General features: G+C 57.9%; 3 protein-coding genes and 1 pseudogene. 2 read left to right on the top strand and 2 right to left on the bottom strand.

The window, feature by feature from the left end; all coding sequences use genetic code 11:
• Together repC and A6U98_RS35365 are read left to right on the top strand one after the other, a co-directional pair.
• A partial coding sequence (gene repC / locus A6U98_RS00070; RefSeq protein WP_156667802.1) for a replication initiation protein RepC occupies window positions 1-862 on the top strand: 862 nt, incomplete at its 5' end.
• Between the two features lie 332 nt (window positions 863-1,194).
• Window positions 1,195-2,198, top strand: a pseudogene (locus A6U98_RS35365) (IS481 family transposase).
• 44 nt (window positions 2,199-2,242) lie between these two features.
• Here the strand turns inward: A6U98_RS35365 and A6U98_RS00060 are convergent.
• Both A6U98_RS00060 and A6U98_RS36610 read right to left on the bottom strand, forming a co-directional pair.
• Window positions 2,243-2,491 carry a hypothetical protein gene (locus A6U98_RS00060; protein ID WP_064646981.1) on the bottom strand — a complete coding sequence of 83 codons (249 nt, stop codon included), beginning with the start codon at window positions 2,489-2,491 and terminating at the stop codon, window positions 2,243-2,245.
• Window positions 2,488-2,646 carry a hypothetical protein gene (locus A6U98_RS36610; protein ID WP_156667801.1) on the bottom strand — a complete coding sequence of 53 codons (159 nt, stop codon included), beginning with the start codon at window positions 2,644-2,646 and terminating at the stop codon, window positions 2,488-2,490. Before A6U98_RS36610 ends, A6U98_RS00060 begins: the two co-directional genes overlap by 4 nt.
• Window positions 2,647-3,110 lie beyond the last annotated feature (464 nt).

The following is a 3,110-nucleotide window of genomic DNA, read 5'->3' as shown; positions in this document are numbered from 1 at the left end:
GGGATTGATCCTCGGGAAGGACAGTCCGAATGGCAAACGGTTCGCTCAGCGATCGCCGCGGGGCCAGATCTCGAAGGCATATGGCTTCGATCTCTCCCCTCTTCTCGAAAGGCTGCCTGAGTTTACCAATCAGGTGCAGGCGATTGAAGACAAAAGGCGCGTGCGGGGTGAGGTCTTAGACGAACTCACTATCCATCGCAGATCAGCGCAGGAGTTGCTCAGGACGCTTGCAGAGACTTTGCCGAGCATCGACGTCAACGATCTAACAGCGCGTGCCGCTGAGCTGGTCAGAGTAGCCCCCCGCAGGTCCGGAGCCGGATCGCCGGACGACGTCCGAGATGCCTGGCGCACGATCAGGGAAGAGGCGGAAGGAAGATTTCATGCCGCCTCTGGCGGCAAAGTATGCCGTCACAAAGACAACAACACAAATGCCCCTGACGAGTCTTGTAACAATGCCAATGACAATCCGAAGGATCCGCAACGCACGAGTGCGAGCTCAAACGCCGACGATTTGAGGACAGCCTGCCCCGAAGCGATGCAGTTTATAGGCGACGTGCGCAGCGACCGAGACCTGATTATGGGCGTGTCGCGCATGCGGGGCGCTTTTGGGGTGTCCGCGTCCGGCTGGGAGAAGGCAATCCTTGAAATCGGGGCGCTCTGTGCGTCTGCCACGCTCGTTTACGTGATAGAGATGCAAGCGCGGCGAGCGACAGGGTCTGATCCGGTCGAGAACCCGGGCGGCTATTTCCGAGCGATGGTCCGATTGATCAAAGCCGGTCGGTTCGATCTCACAAGGGAAATCCTCGAGATGAAAGCGCACATAACTAGAAGCAACCCGCTCGTCGGGCTTGCTTCTGCTTAGCCCGCCGCCTCAGTCGTCCCCTCGCGGGTCCTCTCCTGGCGTCCGGGTCGCGCCTGTTGATTTCTCACCGATAGCAAATGGCACCCCCGTAGGAATGCGATGGCCGCCACTTCAATGGAACTCGAATGGACAAAATGAGCAGCAAGGCAAAACGGTTTGTGGTCATGGCCAGCTTTCCTCCAATGCAAGGGCAGGGGCGGAGGAAGCAGCCCCCACAAAAGCATCCTGCTTCCCGCTAGGTGCGATGGTTTTTAACTCCGAAAACGGGTGCTTCGATGCTGGATCCCAGGCTTTGATGGAGCATCCTTGTCTTCAGAATCAAAGGATGCGCTATGGGCCAGGTTCTTCATGGGAGCGCCACGACGACAGAGGCAGTCCGTCGAGCGATACAACATAGTCAAGAGAGCCTGAGAACGCTTTCGAAGCGTTATGGGATCAATCAGAAGACCGTCGCCAAGTGGCGGAAGCGGTCCTCGGTTGCGGACCTTCCGACCGGCCCGAAAGAGCCGAGATCAACGGTGCTCTCCGTCGAGGAGGAGGGCGTTATCATTGCGTTTCGCCGGTATACGCTGCTGCCGCTCGATGACTGCCTCTATGCACTACAGCCGACAATCCCGCATCTTACGCGGTCTTCGCTGCATCGTTGCCTGCAGCGTCACGGACTTGGCCGCCTGCCGGATGTCGACGGCGACAAGCCGGCGAAGAAGAAGTTCAAGAGCTACCCGATCGGCTACTTTCACATTGACATTGCCGAGGTGCTCACCGAACAGGGCAAGCTGCACATGTTCGTTGCTATCCAATCGCACCTCGAAGTTTGCCTTCGTCGAACTGCACGAGAAGACCACCACCGCCATCTCGCGCGAGTTCCTCCTGCGCGTAATTGCGGCCGTCCCCTACAAGATCCACGCCGTGCTTACCGACAACGGCATCCAGTTCACCACGCCCGGCGCTGGAGGGTTGGCTGTGCCGCTGATCAAAGAAGCGATCGACAATGGCGAACGCTTCTGGGCCCATGCACCTTCGAATACACCTGCGCCACCAGCGATATCGAGCACCGCACGACCAAGCCGAAGCATCCAAGGACCAACGGTCAAGTCGAGAGGATGAACCGAACCATCAAGGATGCCACCGTCAGACGCTTCTACTATGAAAGCCACGATTAATTTCGTCAGCACCTCGCCACCTCGCCGACTTCGTCGCCGCTTACAATTTCGGCCGCAGGCTCAAGACCCTCAAGGGCCTCACACCCTACGAGTTCATCTGCAAGACATGGGCTTCACAGCCCGAGCGCTTTACCGTCGATCCGCTCCAGCAAATGCCAGGACTAAATATCTAGTTTCGAGCTTTCGAGCATTGAAGACGAAGCGATGAAGCTGCTCTTCACGCGCTTTCGGCGCGTGAAAAAGCACGGGCGCTGGCAGTGACGCTCAAATAGAAGTCATATGGCCACGGTCCTTGCGCTAACCCTATCGAGGCGTTGACCGGCGTGCCGGAAATCGGCGCGGGAAGAAGGATGGAAAGACCAAGCGGCCGCAGGGATGCGAGGACGTCGGGAATTCGCTTTGAAACCGCCGGCGCCTTCGAAGGGATGAAGGGATCGTCCAGCATCAATAGCTTGGTGCTTGTCATGCGGGCACGACCTCCGGCAACAAGTTTTCGCTGGCCGCCGAAAGCTGCAGCGCACGGCGATAGGGGAAGTCGGCTGCCTCCGGAACGAGCGAATAGACCTCGTCGCGGCGCTTCTGCTCATCTGTGACGCCGGCTGCCCACGCCGGAATAAGCAAGTTTTCCTCTCCGTCAGTTCGGGAATGAGGCGCCGGTCTTCCGGCGCGAACCCGACAATTATTACCCGTTCCAGACAAGCCCGACATTCGCGCAATGAATTCATGACGGCAGAGGTGATCTTCTCGGTCAATTTTCTTGCACCTTCTCCTTTGAGTGATACCCAGACAAAAAGTATGAATGGGACCAGGAAGTGCCGCTCTACAAGACGCCGAAATGATCCATACCAATCGAACCCCTTCTACTTCACAGGTCAGCCGCGTCGGTCTAAATATCCTCCCGGAAACGCAGTCAGGGACGGCATAGGCGTATAGGGGCTCCATGTCGCAAGCCCGATCAGACGGGCGTCCAGTCGGACAATTAGGTTGCGGGCTATAAGGTCTGCAGTTGCCTCCTCAATCTCAATTGTGTTCGCCCCCTTAAGCTGTCGGCCCAGGTGGATCTCTGGCGTGCCTCGATCGGCAGC

It is taken from the genome of Rhizobium sp. WYCCWR10014, from assembly GCF_001657485.1.
Classification (GTDB): Bacteria; Pseudomonadota; Alphaproteobacteria; order Rhizobiales; family Rhizobiaceae; genus Rhizobium.
Note: the sequence above shows the minus strand (reverse complement) of the source record. Positions and strands in the feature narration are given on the sequence as shown.